Raw genomic sequence first — 18,381 nt, forward strand, 5'->3', positions numbered from 1 at the left:
ACGCGTTTTCTTGACGCGAACCGGTATCCACTTCGCTGGAAAACGCTCTAAATTGCGACGGGCGTTGCTGCGCGAGATGAGCCTCGGCGCTCGTCGATTTTCGAATCCTTCAGAAACTTCGAGCCGATGGGCACACGTCGTTGCCGAGTGTCGTGCCTCATAAGTCCAGTTCGCCAGATCTCGTCAGCGCAGTCCGGGATAGGGTTAGACCCAGCCGCCATCGACGATGTAGTTCTGATTTGTGCAGGCACCGCTATCGTCGGCGGCGAAGAAGAGGACGACGCGGGCGATGTCGTCCGGCACGAGCTTGCGCTTAAGGCATTGGCGCTGCATGAGTTCGGCCTCACCTTCGGGCGTCAACCACCGATCTTGCTGCCGCTGGGTCATGATCCATCCGGGCAGGATGGAGTTGACCCGCACGTTCTTTGGCCCAAGATCGCGCGCGAGCGCACGGGTCAGGCCCTGAACCGCGGACTTGGCGGTGGTGTAGCAGGGCATGTTGCCCTGGCCGATCACCCAGCTCACCGAGCCGATGTTGACGATCGCACCACCGCCCGCCTGGATCATGTCCGGTGCGATCGCCTGGGCGCTGAAGAACTGATGTTTCAGATTGACGGCGATCCGCTCGTCCCAGTATTCCGGCGTGACGTCCTCGATCGCGTGACGGTCGTCGCGGGCCGCGTTATTGACCAGGATGGTGATCGGCCCGAGCGCCTCGCGGATGCTGGCGACCGCGCGTCTCAGGGCGTCGATGTCGCGCAGATCCGCGTGCTCGAACTGCGCGCGAGCATGTGCCGGCAGGCTGGCCAGCAACTGCTTTGAGGCCTGCGCATCGATGTCGATGAAACCGACCCGCGCGCCTTGGGCGACGAACTGGCGGACGATGGCTTCGCCAATGCCGGAGCCGCCGCCGGTCACCAGCACAGTCCGGTCGTTAAGGCTCGGATAGATCGCGCCCTGCATTGAGATCCTCTTGATTTGGCGCCTGAAGGGCGTCGGTTGCGTTGCTGCGGCTCAAACAAGGGCCGCAGCTCCCGGTATTCGTTCCGCCGTCTCCATGTGGCTTCGGTCCACGACCCGCAGAGTCCGCAGCGCCATGCCATCGACAATGGCCGCCGATTCGCTTGGACGTATATATATCGCCGTGGACTTGAGCAGCCACGGCAACACTGCCTGATCGAGCCGCTCCTCATAGGCGTGGCGCATCATGTCAAAGGCCTGCAGGCCGGGGCCCGCCAGGATGACATGATGTGGGCGCAGCACCGATATCGTCGTGGCGACCGCCTCTGCGAGCGCGCGGCCTGCCTGCTGGAATAAGTGCTCGAGACGAGGATCGCCGCCCAACGCTCGCTCGCGCAGCAGCGCCATCTGTGCCTCGGACGGCTGCTGCGACACCGCCGGCGGCAGGTCGAGAAAGGTGCGGGCGTCGCGGTAGAGCGCATAGTCGGCGAGATGAGCCTCGATGCAGCCGCGCTGACCGCAGCGGCATTGCGGACCGTTCGGCGCCAACTTGACATGGCCGATCTCGCTGCTTGCGCCGGCGCCCCAACGCGCCTGACCGTCGACGACGATGCCCATCCCGACGCCGTGGCCCACCATGATCGTCGCCGAGAGGCCCTGCGCCAGTGCTGGCTCCGAGGCTGCGAGAGCCAGCGCAACCGCGACAGCATCGTTCGCCATCACGACTTCGACGCCGAATGCCTGACGGATCGGCGTCGCCAGGTCGACGTCGGTGATCGACAGCGCCGGACTCCACAGATGTCGTCCGGTGTCGGTGTTCACGATGCCCTGCAGCGCAATCCCGATTCCCAACAGCCGATGCCGCGGCGTGGCCGTCGCGCCAAGCATGGCGTCGATCTGTGCGATCACGAGATCACTCAACGCGCCCGCATCGAGAGCGCGCGTCGAGAGTACAAGCCGCGATTGCGCCAAGCCGGAGCCACTGAAATCCGCGATCAGCGTCTCAATCAGGTTCATGCGCAGCGAGATCGCGATGATGCGGCCAAACTCCGGGTTCAGGGTCAGCAGTACGGGCGGCCGGCCACGGCGACGGCCATTCAGCCGGTCCGGATCCTCGTCGTCGGTGTCATCGGGCCACGTCGCCGCCCCGGTGTCGGCCTCGCACAGCAGCTCTTCCGCCATCAGTTTCGACGTTATGGCCGAAATAGCAGCAAAGCTCAGTCCCGTGCTGCGTGCGAGCTCTACCCGCGGCAATGGCCCTTGGTGTCGCAAGACTTCGACGAGGCGACCGCGGTTCGATCCATGGGCCACGCTTGGAGCACGTCTGGGCGGTTCGGGCTGCTCATCCATGGTGATTCTTATTTCGGTAAGTGAACTTAATCAATGTACGCAAAAGTTTAATTCACGTAATGAAATTAATAAGCGTGCGCAACATCAATAGGAGTGAAAATCGACTGGTTAAGGGTGCTCATTTTACCTTTATAACCATTTATGCGTGAGTAAATGATAAGAAACACCCTTGACTCGATGTTTTGTTGCGATAATTTATTCATATCATAAAGAAAATATGGTGCAAGAAGTGCCATGGATCTCTCACACCGGGATCACTCAAAGGGAGGCGCACATGAAGGACTCGATGAAGTCATTGATCGTACCGCTGCTGGTGAGCGCAGCGGCGCTCGCGTTGGCCACGGGGGCGGCGCAGGCGCAGCAGAAAAAGACCGTCGCACTGGTGACCAATGTCGCAGCCGACTTCTGGACCATCGCCGGCCGCGGGCTCGAGAAGGCACAGAAAGAGCATCCGGACTACAACATCGAGTTGATCGTCACCAACGAAGGAACCGCAGCTGGCCAACGGCGCGAGTTGGACGACCTGCTCGTGCGCGGCGTGGCCGGAATCTCCATCTCTGTCGACGATGCGCCGCACGCAACCGAAGAACTCAACAAGGTTGCGGCCAAGGCCGTGTTGATCACGACGGATAGCGACGCGCCGCAGAGCAAACGCCTTGCCTACATCGGCACAGATAACGTCGCGGCCGGGCGGCAGGCGGGCGAGGAGATCAAGAAGGCGCTGCCGAACGGCGGCAAAATCGCATTGTTCGTCGGGACGATGGATGCCGACAACGCCCGCGAGCGCGTGCAGGGCATCAAGGATGCGATCGCCGGCACCAAGGTCGAGTTGGTCGACGTATTCACCGACCAGGTGGACTTCGCCAAGGCCAAGGCGAACATGGAGAACGTGCTCGTCAAATATCCCGACATTGCGCTGCTGTCCGGCCTGTGGAGCTACGAGACGCCGCTGATCTATGACGCGGTGAAGGCGGCGGGCAAGGTCGGCAAGGTGAAGATCGTTGGCTTCGACGAGGATCAGCGGACGCTGCGGGGCATTTCCGACGGAACGATCGAATCGACGGTCGTGCAGCAGCCGTACGAGTTTGGCTATCTCTCCGCGACCAACATCATCAAAACGCTGAACGGCGACAAGTCCTGGATCCCGGCGGACGGCAAGCTGATCGTGCCGACCAAGGTGATCGGCAAGTCCAACGTCGCCGAGTTCGCTGCAAATCTGAAGGAACTGCTGAAGAAGTGATTTTGGTGTGCTTCACCGCCCGGCTGTCGCCGGGCGGTGGGCGGGGAGGGGCGCCAAATGGCGGAGACGCTGCTTGAACTCAGCGGGATCAGCAAGACCTATCCCGGCATTCGGGCGCTCGACGATGTCAGTCTGCGCGTGTGCCGCGGCGAGGTGTTGGGCCTGATCGGCGAGAACGGCGCCGGCAAATCGACGCTGATGCGTGTGTTGGCGGGCGTGGTCGCGCCGAGCGAGGGCGTGATCCGTATCGGCGACAGCACCCACGCCCGGATGACGGTGAGCGGGGCGATGCAGGCAGGTATCGCCTTCGTGCACCAGGAGCTCAACCTGTTCGAGAATCTCGATGTCGCTGCCAACGTCTTCATCGGGCGCGAGAAGCTGACTGGCGGCGCGCTGAAGCTGGTGGATAACGCGGAGATGCGCGCCTGCGTGATGCCGCTGCTGGAGCGGTTGGGTGCCGATTTCACGCCGAGCTCCCTGGTCGACGATCTGTCCATCGCGGAACGTCAGATGGTGGAGATCGTCAAGGCGCTCTCGATTGATGCCCGCGTGATCATCATGGACGAGCCGACCTCCAGCCTGACAATTTCGGAAACTGAACGGCTGCTGGACGTGATTGCCGACCTGAAGGCGCATGGCATCTCGGTGATCTATATCTCGCACCGGCTGGGCGAGATCATGACCTGCGCCGATCGCGTCGTGGTGCTGCGCGACGGGCGCACGGTGGGAGAGCTGGCGCGGGACGAGCTAAGCCATGCTGCGATGATCCGGCTGATGATCGGCCGCGACCTGAAGGCGCTGTATACGCCGCCGAAGCGCTCGCCACAGCCGGGCGGCTGCGATATCGCCGGCCTTGTGACATCAGCCTTTCCCGACCGCCTTGTCGACCTGTCGGTGCGGCGCGGTGAGATCCTCGGCTTGGCCGGGCTTGTGGGTGCTGGCCGCACCTCCCTTGCTCGCGCGGTCTTCGGCATTGACCCGCTGCTGGGTGGCGAGATCAGGATCGACAACACGCCGGTCGGTATCGCGTCGCCGCGCGACGCCATCAGACAAGGGATCTACCTAGTGCCGGAGGACCGCAAGAAATCCGGGCTGGTGCTGGAGCTGCCGATTCGGGAGAACGTGACGCTCGCGAGCTTGCTGGATTACGCGCGGATGTGGCTGGTCAACGGCGCGGCCGAGCGCAATGTCGCGAAGGATCAGGCCAGGAGCCTCTCGATGAAAGCGCCGAGCATCGATATGGAGGCCGTGACGCTCTCCGGCGGCAATCAGCAAAAAGTCGTGCTCGGCAAGTGGCTTTCCATGCAGCCGCGCGTGATGTTCTTCGACGAGCCGACCCGCGGCATCGATGTCGGGGCCAAGAGCGAGATCTACGCGCTGATGCGCGGCCTCGCCGACGAGGGCGTCGCGATTGTGATGATCTCCTCGGACATGGAGGAGGTCATCGGCGTCTCCGACCGGGTGGCCGTGATGCACGAAGGGAGCGTCAGCGGCGTGCTCAAGCGCGAGCAGTTCAGCGAATATAACGTGTTGCGGCTGGCGGTGGGCCAAGAGCTGGAAACCCAAGAGCTGGAAACCGTGGAGGCTGCGACGCCATGATGAAGAAAGAGCTCGGCCTGTTCCTGCTGCTGGTGGTGATCTCTGCGATCACCGGCGCGATCAATCCGGCTTTCCTGTCGTTTGTGAACTTGCTGAATATGGCCAATCTGATCGGCCTGTTCGGTGTGTTCGCGCTGGGCGAGGGGTTTGTGATCATCACCGGAGGAATCGACCTTTCGCTCGGCTCGATGTTCGCGCTGCTTGGCGTCGTCTTCATCGACCTTCTGACGACTTACCAGGTTCCTTGGCCTTTCGCGCTGCTGCTGGTCTTGCTGGGTGGACTGGCGCTGGGGGGCATCCAGGGTTTCCTGATCACTCGCCTGAAAATGCAGCCCTTCATCGTGACGCTGGGCGGGTTGCTGATCTATCGCGGCGCCGCGCGCTACTACACGAGCGATTCGACACGCGGCTTCGGCTACGGTGATGAGGCCAGCACGCTGGGCAACATCGCCTCCGGCAACATCGCGGGCATCCCGAACACCTTCATTTTCCTGATCATCCTTGCGCTGATTCTCGGCGTGCTGCTGCACCGCTCGGTTTACGGGCGCTGGCTCTATGCGGTTGGCAAAAACGAGGAAGCGGCGCGCTTCTCCGGTATCAACACGACTGTCGTGATCGCGACCGCCTACATCATCAGTGGCGGGCTCGCTGGCGTCTCAACCGTATTGTTCGTGTTCTATACCAACTCGGTCTCTCCGAGTTCTTTTGGCAACTTCTACGAGCTCTATGCAATTGCGGCTGCCGTCCTGGGTGGGTGCAGCCTGCGTGGAGGCGAGGGCTCCATTCTGGGTATCGTGCTGGGCACGGCGCTGCTGCAGGTGCTGCAGAACCTTGTGAACATCCTGGGCATTCCCAATTCCCTGAACTTTGCGGTGATGGGGACGGTGATTTTGCTCGGCGTGCTGGCGGATCAGCAATTGCAGGCCCGTCGGCGGCGCACGGCGGCGCTGGCCGGCCTGGCCCGCACGGCGCCAAGATCCACACTCGTGCAGGGGAAGCAAAGCGCATCGGCGCGCGGCGCGGCAGCGTTGCCAACCGGTACAGGCGATCAGGCATGACAGCTCAACAAAGGAAAACCACGACCCGAGAGTGGCGGAAGGACTCAATGGGGAGAACGGCTTTGCGACTGTCCGCTGTTCGCCAACGACGATACCGCCAAAGGAAATAATTCATATACAGCCGCTTTTTCTCGGCCACTGAAATCGGAGTCTCTGGGGAGAGAGCACGTTCCAGGCTTAACGGCTTTGGACCGGGACGTGAGACGAAAGACAAAGCCTGTGACGTTGGGAGGGCCAAAATGCTGGATAGGTCTGTGAAGGCCGTGCATGCGTGGGGGGTGGCGGTTGCTCTGTCATCTCTGATGAGCGGTGGAGCGTATGCGGCCGATCTTTTAACGAAAGCTCCGCCTGTTCCTTATGTTGACGATGATTTCTGGACGAGACCGTACCTGTTTGGCGATCTCGGCAGGACGAGGCTGAAGGAGATGGGCATCGATCTGGGCGTGACGCTGGGTGACGAAGCCGTCGGCAATGTCTCGGGTGGAAGCAAGAACGCCACAGCCAACGCTGGTCAGTTGTGGTTTGGCGCGAAGTTCGATCTGGAGAAGCTTGCCGGCATCCATGGCGGCACCGTCGGTTTCACGCTGGTCGACCGCTTCGGCAGAAATCTGAATACCGACGCGGACATTCCCGCCTTGCAGCTGACCAACGAAGTGTTCGGCCGCGGCAATATTCCGCGCCTGACACAGTTCTACTACTCGCAGTTGCTTTTCGATGACCGCCTTGAACTGAAGGGCGGCCGTCTTCCAGTCGGCTCCGACTTCTTCTTCGGTCTGTGCGAATTCATTAACCTGACCTTCTGCGGCGGCCAGCCCGGCAATATCCAGGGTGGGTACATCTATAATTGGCCGGTGAGTCAGTGGGCCGGTGTCGCCCACTACAAGCTGTCCCCGGAATTCACGCTTTCGGTCGGCGTCTACGACGCCAATCCGAATTATCTGACGACGTCAGACCCTGCCATCTACATGTTGCCGGGCATCCCGGCCTCAAACCCCGCCAGCGGCGTGCTGGTGCCGGTGGAGTTGGTCTGGTCGCCGAAGGCTCCCTTGACGGGGACTTGGAGACTTGGCGGCTGGTACGACAGCGCATCAAGCATTGACGGAGGCCTTCCGGGTATCACCGCCACCATCCCGGGCGTCGGTGGTGTCCCAGGTCAAACTCTCGGGGATCAAAGAGGCCGCTACGGCTTCTACGAGTCGATCCTGCAGCGGCTGACCGTTGACGGCCCCGATGCGCAGGGTTGGTATACCTTCCTTAATACGACCGTTGCCGATCACCGGACCTCGTACCAGGACTACCAGATTGCCTTGGGCTTTAGGCACACCGGAACGTTCGCCTGGCGCCCCAGGGACGAAGTCGGCTTCGCTGTGGGCACGACTCATGTGAATTCGGCCGCCCTCAGCCCGAATGCCGGCGGTAACGAAATTCCGCTCGAAGCCTGGTACGGGTGGCAGGCGACCGGCTGGATGAACCTCAAGTTCGACCTCCAGTATGTGATCAATCCTGGCGGACGCGGATTTAATGTCGCCGGCGTGAAGACCGAGGATGCCTGGGTTTATGGTTTGCGCACGGAGGTCCACTTCTGACGCTGGCGACTGCCTTCCGGGCCAAAAGCATTGAGCAACCCGGACGAGAGATGTGCGTGCATGTCCGTATGCGGGCATGCCGAAAAGCCCGATCAGAGAGCTCGCACATCCGCGAGCTCTGCTGGTAAGTCGCCTCGACGGCGAGGGGCCGGCAAGAGCACCATTCATGCGGTCATTGATCGTTGCGGTTCTCTGTCTCGCCCGACGGCGGCGAAGGATTAGCGAACGCAAGGCGTCCTCGTAAGGGGCTGTGAAATTCGGGACACTAGACCGCGTCGGTAAATTCGCCGGCGTGCGGCGAAGGTCGTCGGTCTTACCACGGGAGGTCTGCGCCGTGTCGTGGATCGGGACATGGTCTTGAGGTCGTTATCGGACGCCGAATGAGTAGGGGATTGTCATGGTGAAGATGCCTCAGGCCGGCCAGCCGGTTCTGGAATTGACGGGGGTCGGCAAGCAATTCGGCGCGATCCGCGCGCTGCATGCCATTGACATGCAAGTTTCATCTGGAGAGGTCGTCGGTCTCATGGGCGACAATGGCGCGGGAAAGTCGACACTCGTGAAAATCATCGCCGGCAACTTCGCACCGAGCTCAGGAGAGATTCGCTTCGAAAGCAAGGCTGTCCACTTCCATCGTCCGGTTGATGCGCGTGCCGTTGGCATCGAGGTCGTTTACCAGGATCTTGCGCTCGCTGACAATCTGACGGCGGCAGCAAACGTGTTCCTCGGACGAGAACTCAAGCGCAGATTCGGTCCCTTCGCCTTTCTTGACCACAAGGCGATGGCGGCCCGCGCACTGGAGCTTTTTGGCGAGTTGCGTTCCGAGACCCGGCCGCACGATCTCGTCAAGCAGATGTCGGGTGGGCAACGCCAGGCGGTTGCCATCGCGCGGACGCGGCTATCCAACGCCAAGCTTGTCATGATGGATGAGCCAACCGCTGCAATCTCGGTTCGGCAGGTCGAGCAAGTGCTGAGCCTGATCCATCGCCTGAAAGAACAGGGCGTTGCCGTCATGCTGATCTCCCACCGCATGCCCGACGTCTTCGCGGTCTGCGATCGCGTCATCGTGATGCGTCGCGGCGAGAAAAGGGCGGACAAGCCGATCCGTGATACCAGCCCTGAGGAAGTAACGGCCCTCATCACCGGCGCCAAGGAGGCCGCGTGATGGCCCTGCCGATGGAATCCCCTATCTCCTTTGCCAATGTCGGCCAGGCCAGATGGTGGCAACGCGGCCTTTTTGCCTCGCAGACCGGCTATGTTGCGCTGGCGCTATTGGTCCTCATCGTGGTGATGCACTTCGCGAGTCCCTACTTCTTCACCGGAGGCAATATCCAAAACGTGGCGAAGAATTTTTCCTTCATCGCGATCGCTACCCTCGGTGTCACGTTGGTGATCATCACTGGCGGCATCGATCTCTCGGTCGGTTCGATGATGTGCTTTTCCGCCATGGTCACATCGATGGTCATGACGAGTTTGTCGACTCCAAGCATGCCCGGTGCATCGCTGTTCGTCCACATGGCGACCGACGGCAAGACTGTCGTTGCCAATATACCCGGCTTGATCCTGCTTATTTCGGTCCTCGCGGGACTTGGGACTGCGCTGATCGTTGGCCTCGTCAATGGCTTCTGCATCGCAGTGCTTGGGCTGTCGCCCTTCGTGACCACGCTCGGCATGCTCTCGATCGTGCGCGGCCTCGGCTATGTCGTCTCTAACGGCAGGGGCGCTTCCCCAGGCGGGCCGGACGCCGACTATTTCTACGCAATCACGTCGGGCGACCTGTCCGGAGTGCCCGCGCCTTTCATCTATCTCGTGATCCTCGCCCTGTTGATGGCGGTTGTATTGCACCATACGGCGTTCGGTCGTCACGTTTTTGCGCTTGGCGGCAATGAGAAGGCTGCCGAATTGACCGGCGTTTCGGTTGTGCGGGTGAAGATCGAAGTCTATGCGATCTGCGCGCTCGGCGCGGGACTGCAAGGGATCATCGTCTGCGGTTGGCTCGGTTCGGCGCCGGCGAACATGGCGATGTCCTATGAACTCAACGTGATCGCCGCGGCAGTCATCGGCGGCGCCAAGCTTGCGGGCGGCCTCGGCGGACCGCTCGGCGCCATCGTCGGCTGCCTGCTGCTTGAGGTTATCCGCAACGGTCTCGTGCTCGCGCAGGTCAATTCCTATTGGCAGCAGACATTGGTGGGCGTGATCATCATTCTGGCTGTGCTCGTCGATCGCGTCCGCTCCCGCATGATTTGAAGATGAAGGCCGGGAGGGCAACGAATGTGTCGTCTATCCACCTCCCTGAACGGAAATCTCAAGGATAGGCATAACAACCGTGGAGGAGACCAATGAGGAAGCTTCTGCTTGCCGGCATAGCCGTGGCAATGATCGCGACACCGGCTCTCGCCGAGACCTACCGCTTCGTGATCGTGCCCAAGGCGATGAACAACCCCTTTTTCGACGGGGTGCGGGACGGCTGCATGAAGCGCGCCAAGGAACTCGGCAACATCGAATGCATCTACAAGGGCCCGATCGAGCACGAGCCGGCCACCCAAGCCCAGATCATCCAGGACTTCGTCACACAGAAGGTGGATGGTCTTGCGATCTCGGTCGCCGACGTCGCGGCCATGACCAAGTCGATCGACGCCGCGGCCGCGGCCGGCATCCCGGTCGTAACTTTCGATGCGGATGCGCCGGGCTCCAAGCGCCTGGCCTATATTGGCACAAACAACAAGGATTTCGGCGTTGCACTGGGCAAGCAGCTGTTGCAACTCCGGCCTGATGGCGGCAAGTACGCCATGGTCTCCGGCGGACCGGGCGCCACGAATCTTGCCGAACGCGTCGACGGCGTTCGCGAAGCACTCAAGGGGTCGAAATGGGTCGAGGTCGCAGGTTCGCCGACCTTCTGCAATGACGACCCCGCGCTTGCGGTTCAACAGATGACCGACCTGCGCACCGCGACGCCGGACCTTGCGGCCATCGTACCGGTTGGCGGCTGGCCAATGTTCGCCCCCGAAGGCTACAAGGCCTTCGTCAACAAGAATAAGAAGGATATCGACGCCGGCAAGTTCACGCTTGTCGTGGCCGATACACTCAAGATGCAGCTCGAACTGCTGCGCGATGGCTATTCCAACGCGCTTACCGGCCAGCGGCCGTTCGAGATGGGCGAGAAGGCCATGGAAACCCTGCTGGCGATCAAGAAGGGCCAGACGGCGCCGCAGATCATCTACACGGGTCTTGATCTCGTCACCAAAGACAATGTCGCTCAGCTTTTGAAGTGAAAGCGTTGGTGACCCGACGCGCGCCTAGTGCAGCGTTTCCGAATTCCCCTCACATCGCGGCGATTTCTTCGAGGGAATTTCGGAAACATAAGCTGCACTAGAATCCAAGGTTTTCTAGTGTCCTGATCGAATTCGAAGTTCGTCTCGGAGGTGCTGCTAAGTGATACGAACTTCGAATTCGGGACACTCGTTGCCGCTCTCAGTCGATCTGCTGGCCCGGCGGCAGATCGTGGATCCCTAGCTCGCCGGGCGGAGGGAGGCGGCGGCTTGCGCGCGCTGGCTGCCGCTGATCTGAAGTGCACCACCTGCTGCAAACTCGTTCCACGAATTTTAGATCGAAAAGCGGTACTAGAACCATATAGTTGCTCGAGCCCCCTAATGCATCCGAAGTTCATGTCAGAGCGTGCTGCGATGTATCACGAACTTCGGATGCGGGGCACTAGCACAGCAAAAGATCGCTCCCATCACGAGCGCACCAACCGTGTCCGTTCCTCACAGGATTGCCGTTCGGCGAAGTGCCCGCGTGAGCGATTGCGTGGATATGCTCGTGATCTGACGTGCGCCCTATCTTACTGGCTGCACGATCCGATTTCCTCATGTTCGTGTGGGCGCGGAGAATGGTCGCGCATTCAAATAGGCGGCTGGCTGTTGTGACGACGTTGTGGCAGCGTTTGGTTTGTTTCCGGCCAAGCGGCGGCCGCGCCGCCGTGTTTTGCATCTGCTGGTCTCAAAATTCGAGGAGGCCCGTTCATCCGATCCAATGCCTTATTGGAAAGGATTAATCTCCTTTCGAATAATTGCGGGGCCGCCAGCAAGAAGAACATTGGGACTAGGACAAGGATGACATCTATCTCCCCCTCAGGGGCGGCCGCGGAGGTTCCGGCGACGCCGACGGCCAAAGCGCGCAACTTCCCAATTGATCGCATCCGCGTTTTCCTGACGCTTGTGGTGCTCATCCACCATACGGTCATTCCCTATACTTATTTCGGTCATACTGATCCCGCGCAATGGATGGGGTTCGACTGTATCGTTCTCGCCACCGACAGCTTCTTCATGGCGATGTTCTTCTTTCTCTCCGGACTGTTTGTCTGGCCGAGCCTTGCTTTTAAGACGCCGCGGATCTTCTTTCGCGATCGCTTGCTCCGGCTCGGCATGCCCTTTACGATCGCTGCATTCACGATCACGCCGATCGCGTATTACGCAATTTCGCTGCGTCAGTCCCCCGATATCGGCTTCGCCGCATTCTGGTGGAAGACGATCACCGTCGGCCCCTGGCCGAGCGGCCCCGTCTGGTTTGTCTGGGTGTTGCTGGCGTTCGACCTTTCGGCAACGCTGCTCTACCGGATTTCCCCCAAACTGCTCGATCCGATCAATCGCCTGTCCCTGCGCGCCTTCGATAGGCCGGCCGACTTCTGCCAGTTTCTCGTGGCGGTCACCGCTGTCGTCTATATTCCGGGGCGGCTCTATTTCGGACCGAGCCGATGGTTCTCGATCGGACCGTTCGATGTTCAGGCCGATCGCGTGCTGCTCTACGCTGCCTACTTCTTCATCGGAGCCGGAGTTGGTGCCGCGAATTTCGATCGAGGCCTGCTAAGCGCAAACGGACAGTTGGCGAGGAGTGGCTGGGGCTGGGTGATCGTGACGCTCGTTCCGTATTGCCTGATGTGGGGGTTGATCGCCGTCAAGCGCGAGCTATTGGGAAATCCTGTATTTCTGCCGGACTGGTACGAGGCGAGCTACGGTCTGCTCTTCGTCGCCTTCAGCGCAGCCATCATGTTCACAATCTTCGCTTATTTCCTGAGGTTTGAACGATCGGGCTGGAGCGTGCTCGATCCGCTGCAAGCTGACGCATACGGCATATTCCTGGTGCACTACCCGATCGTGCTCTGGCTGCAGTACTGGCTATTCGATTTCGATCTCCCCGCCATCGTCAAGGCAGTGGTTACCTTCGCGCTCACAGTCGCTCTGAGCTGGGCTGCGACGGCGGCGTTGCGCCGAATCCCGGAAGCGACGCACGTCCTGTGAGGGCGCCTGACCAGCTTTTTGGGCTTCCGCCGTGGTCAAGGCCGCTGCGATGATGGCGGACCGCTGCTACGCCTCTGCCAAACAGTTCAGGCGGCGTGAGCGACGGTTGCGTATCCGCTGCCTCATCGCAGTCCCCGGCAGGGCAAGAGTTGGTGGAACAATAAGTTCCGTCAGAACATTCAACCACTCTGAGGTGACAGGTGTCGGCATGCCCGTGTGCGGGCATGCCGCGAAGTCCCATCAAAAGCTCTCACGCCCGTCAACGGCCGATCATGTGCCCATTCGATGCGAAGACAAGGCGCCAGTCGATTCCGTCCCGACGATCTGATCGACGACGCCCACCGGTCGGCTCCGCCGTCGAAAGCGTCTTACAAAAGAAGCGGTCCGACGGGATTGACCTGACGCCGGCGGTTTCAGGATCTTAGAAATCCGCGACGCCGTGCTTCTTGCAATGTCATCCCCTGCGGACATTGAAAGAACGCAAGGGACCTGCCGTGCCCTGATCATCGGTCTACCCGTGCCCTTTGGGTTCGTGTTATTGCAGGCGCGCGGACGTCCCATACGCGGACCTTGGGATGCGGCGTTCGTCTGATTGTTGACACGCAAGGAGGAGACGAATGGTAATTCCGGCGCGAGGCGACCTCCAGCCCTCTATCTATGGCTTCAAGCTCGGTCGCTTCGAGATAACGACCATTCTGGATAGCAAGATCGTTCGCGAGGGACTAAGCCCCTCCCATGGCGGCCCGACGATGGCCCAGGAGGTGCAGGCGCTGGCCCGCGCCAACCGGATCGATCCCTTTCGCTACGAACATCCGTTCATTCCAATCCTGGTGCATACCGGGACGCAACTGGTGTTGTTCGACACCGGCAACGGCGCCCTGCAGCGCGAGCGCGAACCGCTTCGTGGCCGCCTGCCGGATGGGCGCCTGGTCGAGCGGATGGGCCAACTCGGCTATCGGCCGGAAGATGTCGATATCGTCGTCATCACCCACGGTCATCCCGATCATATCGGCGGGTTGATGGAAGCCGGCGCGCCGGTGTTTCCCAAGGCGCGCTATGTATTCGGAGCGGCGGAATTCGATTTCTGGCTGCGTGGCGAGGTGCGGGAGGCGCGGCAGTTCAATCGAGAGCTTTTCATGCAGCTCGCGGCGCCACTCGCCGATCGCGCGACCTTCGTCAAGCCGGGGGATGAGATCGTGTCCGGCATCCGGGCTGTTGATGCGGCCGGGCATTCTCCGGGGATGATGGCCTATCTCATCGAAAGCGAGGGCAGGCGGCTGCTGAACTGGGCCGATACCTGCGGCCACTATGTGGTGTCGCTGCAGCGGCCGGACATCCATCTCGACGTCGACGACGACAAGGAGAAGGCCGCAGCCACACGCCAGCGCATGCTGGACATGGCCGTCGCCGAGGAGCTGTTTGTGACCGGATATCACATGCCGTTCCCGGGAATCGGTTTCGTGGAGCGGACGCAGGGCGGGTACCGTTGGGTCCCGCTCAGCTACCAACTGAGTTTATGAGATCACGGGCGCCGTCGCATGACGATTGCGCTCGTCCCGCCTCGCGCGGATCGTGAACATCGCGGCGTGATGTCGGGGTAGCGCCCCGGCCGCGCCGTATGCTTGATTCTGCGCGAAGCGCCGCGGTTTCTGTGCGGGACCAGGTTGTGCTGCGCGTCTTTCCAAGCAGACACGGGCTGGACAAGAGCGCGCGTCGGTAACACCACCATGGCAATCCTGACATGATCGGCGTTTTCCCCCGCCGGATCTTCGTCGCGTCATGTCTCCGAGTCCGCGGCCTTCCGAGCGTCACCAGGCACATTCAAGCGGGCTTCGCCTGCGTCTGGTGGTCCGCAGGGACATTTCCGACAGCAGCCTGACGGTGGCGGCAATCAGCCGAAATCACGCGAGGGCGCATGCGTGTAGCCCGGGCTTTGCTTTGTAATCGAGTGGCGGGTCGGACCGCCTCCGGCAGGGAAAATCGTTGCAGTTGACACAAGTGACTAGGTGACTTAGTGTCAAGGCAACAAGCAAGCAAAAATCACCAGGAGGGAAATGAGCTCGACAATCCGTTTTGAGGACGAGTCGGACGTCGCTTGCGACTCCGCCTAAGCAAACACCAGTCGAAGCATCGCTCGCAGGCAGCAACAGCAATTTGATCGTGACCATCGGTCCACGACATGCGGGCGGCTGCAAAAAATCCAACGATCAAGTCATTGCGCGCGAAAGAGGGGAAACGCACGTGAACAGATTTTTGAATCTCACTGTCGTAATTGCGGTTGTGATCGCCTCGGCGTCCGCACTGCCGGCCCGTGCCTACGAGGCGGGATATCCTGGCACGCAAGTCTTGCCGGGTATCTCAATCGGCGGAACCACCGCAAGCACGCCGGGTCCTGGCGTTTACATGTTCAACCAGGTGTCGACCTATCAGGCGAGCATCGTCGGCCCAGGGGCGCCCAAAGTGGGCGGCTCGCCGACGGCGATCAACGTCAACACGGCCGGGGCCGGAATCCTTTGGGTTCCGGGGTGGGAGTTTCTCGGCGCAAAGTACGATGCTGTTTTTGTGCAACCGGTCGCTGCTGCCGATACCGGTGCGCCGGTCAGCACCATGAAGCGCGGCCTTCACAACAGCACGATTTTTCCGATCGAGCTCAGCTGGAAGCTTGGAGAGTCCGGCTTTTTCATCAAAACCGGCTTCGGCGTCGGCGTCCCCGATGGAACGATCAACGGCGCGAATGGCCTGGGCGATGTCGGAAATCCGTGGTGGACTTTCCGACCGGAGTTTATCGTTTCATATCTGAAGGACGGATGGAATTTCACTGCAGCGGCTTATGGCGAGATCAATACCGAGAACTCGATCACTCACTATCGCAGCGGAAACGTTCTCGATGTCGAGTTTGCAGCCACCAAGACGATCGGACGATGGACGATCGGAGCAATCGGCTACTATGTCGGCCAGGTCGGAAGCGACACGTCGAGCGCCTACTACAACTATGTGATCAACTCAAACAGGTTCAATGTCTGGGCCGCCGGTGGTCTGGTGGGCTACGATTTTGGTCCAGCGACGCTGAAGGTCTGGGTGGCGGACGAGTTTTCGGCGAATGCGTCCGGTGGAACGCCGCTGGCTGGTGTCGATCGAGCCGGAGTGGGACAGGGCATACGAGGCTTCGCGAGCGTCAGCTACAGGCTGTGGGCTCCGGACGAGCCCGCTTCCGACAACAAGCCGCGGTTCTACAAGTAACGACGAGACTACCAGGATCTTCCTCCCTGACGCCGCCTTTGCGCGGCGTCATTTTTTGCGCCGGTGCAAAACGACGGCCTTGGTGCTCGCTGCAGTGAATGGGGAGCGCTGGGGGTTGTCTGTGCAATTGCATAGTCACTATGCCCGCGAAAACAGGTCAGGAGCGGCCGGTCGGGGTTAGCATGGAAATGGAAACCGGAACGATTGTCATGAACTCGCCCCCGATTCTTCGCAGCCTGCTGTTCGTCCCGGGAGTCCGCCCGGACTTCCTGCCGAAAGCACGCGCGGCAGGCGCCGACGCGCTCATCCTTGATCTGGAGGACTCCGTTCCACCCGATGCCAAGGAGGCCGCGCGTTCAAATGTGCGCGCGTGGCTTGCTGAATCGTCGGACCGCCTGATCTTCGTTCGCTTCAACCAGCTCAGCCTTGGCGATCTGGACAAGGATCTTTCGGTGCTGGCGCCACATGGCTCGCAAGTCCTGATGATCCCCAAGGTCGAACACGCCCAGGATCTTCATGAACTCGATGAGCGGCTATCGAGCTTCGAGAGCGCGCGCGGCCTTGCCCCGGATGCGGTGAAGATTGTCATTGTCATCGAGTCCAGCCTCGGGCTTCGTAACTTGTATGATATTCTGCACGGCGTAAGGCGGGTTTGCGGCGCGGCGCTTGCAAGCGCTGAACAAGGCGATCTCATCGTCGATCTCGGTGCTCAATGGGCCCCGACCGGTGAGGCGCTCACCTACGCGCGTGGCAAGTTCGTCTGTGACGCGCGGGCCGCGAAGATCCCATGGTTGATCGATGGCGCATTCATGAACATTCGCAATCCCGAGGCGCTGAGAGCCGAGGCGGTCATCGCGCGAGCGCACGGCTTCAGTAGCAAGGTCGCGATCCACCCCGGTCAGGTGGCGACCATCAACGAGGTGTTTTCGCCCACGGTCGCAGAGATCGCCCGGGCTCGTGCGTTGCTGGACGCATTTCGAGAGGCAGAGGGCAGGGGACACGGCGCGACGCAATTTCAGGGGGGCATGGTCGATTACGCCAATGTGAAATGGGCGGAGAGGATCCTCGGGCTCGCGGCGGCGATCCAGCCTTGAGTCTGCGTTGGATCGGAATCGGGCGACGCGGCTCGTTATTCCGGCGCCCATTCGATCTCATATGCGAAGGGATATGGAGCCATGGCCGCGCTGATTTGAGACGACAGGGCCGCTTGTCGTGTGCCATCAACGCAAGCAACCGTAACTCTTACGATCGTACCGAACTGCGGATGCGGCAGCATTGCAACATCCAGGTGTTCCTCGCGGGCGAGCAGATTTGCCACACCGGAAAGGACAGCCCGGAAGGTGCGCTCCGCCGCCTCCTTGCGCAGGGCGGCCCTTTGCGGCTTGCCGACATCGGTCAGCGGAATCCTGTCAACGATAATGACGTCCTTCGGTACTGCGGCCCTTTCGGTAACCTGCTCCGACAGGAGGCTGGTGAGATCGGAAGCTGTGGTCTGTGATCCCGGAACGAGTTGAACAAAGACAACCGGCAGTTCACCGGCATAAGCGTCCGGTTTGCCAACCGCCGCGGCATGGAGGACAGCCGGACACCTGAGCAGCGGCTCCTCGATGAGCGAAGGATCAATGTTGTGCCCGCCTCGGATGATGACGTCCTTGGCCCTTCCCGTCACAAACAGATAGCCGTCCCTGTCAATGCGACCGAGATCGCCCGTGATCAGCCAGCCGTCATCGGTGCGGGACGAGTGATCATGCTCGGAGCTAACGTACCCTTGGGCAAGTCCCGGGCCTTTGATGAGCAGCATCCCGATCTCATCAGGTTCGCACAACCGGACCACCTGTCGATCGCGGCCCATGATTGCAGCACGGAGACGAGTATACGGCAGACGGACGCCTGAACTGCCGTCTTTCGACGGGCCTTCCCGCAGATCGACGGCGATGCTGGCGGTGTTCTCGGTCATTCCGTAGGAGTTCAGGATGCGGACGCCGGATATGCGCTCGAATTCCCTGCGAACCGGGCCTGGCAGTGCGGTCGAGCCTGTCATGAAGTACGGCTTT

General features: G+C 60.9%; 14 protein-coding genes. 11 read left to right on the forward strand and 3 right to left on the reverse strand.

The window, feature by feature from the left end; translation table 11 throughout:
- Window positions 1-204 precede the first annotated feature (204 nt).
- Window positions 205-963 (reverse strand): SDR family oxidoreductase, encoded by a 759-nt coding sequence (locus HY68_RS39280; protein WP_042002515.1) that lies wholly within the window; start codon window positions 961-963, stop codon window positions 205-207.
- A gap of 51 nt (window positions 964-1,014) precedes the next feature.
- A complete protein-coding gene (locus HY68_RS39285) occupies window positions 1,015-2,142 on the reverse strand; it encodes an ROK family protein (RefSeq protein ID WP_198533599.1) in 1,128 nt (375 codons plus the stop codon).
- Window positions 2,143-2,584: 442 nt separating this feature from the next.
- Between HY68_RS39285 and HY68_RS39290 the strand changes: the two genes are divergently transcribed.
- The 11 genes from HY68_RS39290 to HY68_RS39340 all read left to right on the forward strand — a co-directional run bounded on the left by HY68_RS39290 (window position 2,585) and on the right by HY68_RS39340 (window position 17,421).
- The gene (locus tag HY68_RS39290; protein WP_078864265.1) at window positions 2,585-3,550 is read left to right on the forward strand and encodes a sugar-binding protein; all 966 of its coding nucleotides are present in this window, start codon (window positions 2,585-2,587) and stop codon (window positions 3,548-3,550) included.
- A gap of 57 nt (window positions 3,551-3,607) precedes the next feature.
- On the forward strand, window positions 3,608-5,149 hold the full coding sequence (locus HY68_RS39295) for a sugar ABC transporter ATP-binding protein (RefSeq protein ID WP_042002517.1): 1,542 nt from the start codon (window positions 3,608-3,610) through the stop codon (window positions 5,147-5,149).
- Window positions 5,146-6,207 (forward strand): ABC transporter permease, encoded by a 1,062-nt coding sequence (locus HY68_RS39300; protein WP_042002518.1) that lies wholly within the window; start codon window positions 5,146-5,148, stop codon window positions 6,205-6,207. Before HY68_RS39295 ends, HY68_RS39300 begins: the two co-directional genes overlap by 4 nt.
- A 254-nt stretch (window positions 6,208-6,461) precedes the next feature.
- A complete protein-coding gene (locus HY68_RS39305) occupies window positions 6,462-7,793 on the forward strand; it encodes a carbohydrate porin (protein ID WP_198533600.1) in 1,332 nt (443 codons plus the stop codon).
- Between the two features lie 397 nt (window positions 7,794-8,190).
- A complete protein-coding gene (locus HY68_RS39310; RefSeq protein ID WP_198533601.1) occupies window positions 8,191-8,955 on the forward strand; it encodes an ATP-binding cassette domain-containing protein in 765 nt (254 codons plus the stop codon).
- Window positions 8,955-10,037, forward strand: a complete 1,083-nt coding sequence (locus tag HY68_RS39315) for an ABC transporter permease (RefSeq protein WP_042002520.1) — start codon at window positions 8,955-8,957, stop codon at window positions 10,035-10,037. Before HY68_RS39310 ends, HY68_RS39315 begins: the two co-directional genes overlap by 1 nt.
- A 92-nt stretch (window positions 10,038-10,129) precedes the next feature.
- A complete protein-coding gene (locus tag HY68_RS39320) occupies window positions 10,130-11,062 on the forward strand; it encodes a sugar-binding protein (protein ID WP_042002521.1) in 933 nt (310 codons plus the stop codon).
- 840 nt (window positions 11,063-11,902) lie between these two features.
- Complete coding sequence (locus HY68_RS39325; protein WP_042002522.1) at window positions 11,903-13,087, forward strand: acyltransferase; 1,185 nt, start codon at window positions 11,903-11,905, stop codon at window positions 13,085-13,087.
- A gap of 617 nt (window positions 13,088-13,704) precedes the next feature.
- A complete protein-coding gene (locus tag HY68_RS39330; protein ID WP_042002523.1) occupies window positions 13,705-14,607 on the forward strand; it encodes an MBL fold metallo-hydrolase in 903 nt (300 codons plus the stop codon).
- A 640-nt stretch (window positions 14,608-15,247) separates the two neighbouring features.
- Entirely contained in the window at window positions 15,248-16,327 is a 1,080-nt protein-coding gene (locus HY68_RS39335) for a transporter (RefSeq protein ID WP_157874622.1), read from the forward strand.
- Between the two features lie 140 nt (window positions 16,328-16,467).
- The gene (locus tag HY68_RS39340; RefSeq protein WP_157874623.1) at window positions 16,468-17,421 is read left to right on the forward strand and encodes a CoA ester lyase; all 954 of its coding nucleotides are present in this window, start codon (window positions 16,468-16,470) and stop codon (window positions 17,419-17,421) included.
- Between the two features lie 35 nt (window positions 17,422-17,456).
- On the opposite strand, the gene HY68_RS39345 is transcribed toward HY68_RS39340, so the two are convergent.
- Window positions 17,457-18,381, reverse strand: a 925-nt coding sequence (locus HY68_RS39345) for an AMP-binding protein (protein ID WP_157874624.1), incomplete at its 5' end; no start/stop codon positions are given.

This window comes from Streptomyces sp. AcH 505, assembly GCF_000818175.1.
Taxonomy (GTDB): Bacteria; Actinomycetota; Actinomycetes; order Streptomycetales; family Streptomycetaceae; genus Streptomyces.

Bases quoted from the DNA above. Each gene is read 5' to 3' on its own strand.
- HY68_RS39280 (WP_042002515.1), bottom strand. From the start codon at position 963: ATGCAGGGCGCGATCTATCCGAGCCTTAACGACCGGACTGTGCTGGTG.
- HY68_RS39290 (WP_078864265.1), top strand. From the start codon at position 2,585: ATGAAGGACTCGATGAAGTCATTGATCGTACCGCTGCTGGTGAGCGCA.
- HY68_RS39285 (WP_198533599.1), bottom strand. From the start codon at position 2,142: ATGGCGGAAGAGCTGCTGTGCGAGGCCGACACCGGGGCGGCGACGTGG.
- HY68_RS39325 (WP_042002522.1), top strand. From the start codon at position 11,903: ATGACATCTATCTCCCCCTCAGGGGCGGCCGCGGAGGTTCCGGCGACG.
- HY68_RS39320 (WP_042002521.1), top strand. From the start codon at position 10,130: ATGAGGAAGCTTCTGCTTGCCGGCATAGCCGTGGCAATGATCGCGACA.
- HY68_RS39330 (WP_042002523.1), top strand. From the start codon at position 13,705: ATGGTAATTCCGGCGCGAGGCGACCTCCAGCCCTCTATCTATGGCTTC.
- HY68_RS39310 (WP_198533601.1), top strand. From the start codon at position 8,191: ATGGTGAAGATGCCTCAGGCCGGCCAGCCGGTTCTGGAATTGACGGGG.
- HY68_RS39295 (WP_042002517.1), top strand. From the start codon at position 3,608: ATGGCGGAGACGCTGCTTGAACTCAGCGGGATCAGCAAGACCTATCCC.
- HY68_RS39300 (WP_042002518.1), top strand. From the start codon at position 5,146: ATGATGAAGAAAGAGCTCGGCCTGTTCCTGCTGCTGGTGGTGATCTCT.
- HY68_RS39315 (WP_042002520.1), top strand. From the start codon at position 8,955: ATGGCCCTGCCGATGGAATCCCCTATCTCCTTTGCCAATGTCGGCCAG.
- HY68_RS39340 (WP_157874623.1), top strand. From the start codon at position 16,468: ATGCCCGCGAAAACAGGTCAGGAGCGGCCGGTCGGGGTTAGCATGGAA.